The sequence below is a fragment of the Methylophaga sp. UBA678 genome (assembly GCF_002299105.1).
GTDB classification, from domain to species: domain Bacteria; phylum Pseudomonadota; class Gammaproteobacteria; order Nitrosococcales; family Methylophagaceae; genus Methylophaga; species Methylophaga marina.
Genome location: NZ_DBNG01000014.1, coordinates 430 through 757, shown reverse-complemented (window position 1 = coordinate 757; position 328 = coordinate 430). Strand labels below are relative to the sequence as shown.

Sequence of the window (328 nt, the reverse complement as noted above, 5' to 3'; positions counted from 1 at the left end):
TCATCGTTACCAGGGATAACGTAATCAACGCCATCTGGATTACTGTTACTATCGACGATAGCGATAACAGGAATACCTAATTTTTTGGCTTCTTGAATAGCGATACGTTCATGTTCAACGTCAATAACAAACATTGCATCAGGTAAACCACCCATTTTGCGGATACCACCGATGCTTTTTTCTAATTTTTCTTGTTCACGAGCCAGATCTAAGACTTCTTTTTTCTTCAGACCTTCAGTTTTGCCAGACTCGATCATGTCCTGGATAGCATCCAGACGTTTAATTGATTGGCGAACGGTTTGGAAGTTAGTCAACATACCACCTAACC

General features: G+C 40.5%; 1 protein-coding gene. It reads right to left on the bottom strand.

Annotated elements, in window-relative coordinates; translation table 11 throughout:
- Window positions 1-328: 30S ribosomal protein S2 (gene rpsB, locus B3014_RS07975; RefSeq protein WP_289286945.1), on the bottom strand; the 328-nt coding region annotated here is incomplete at both ends.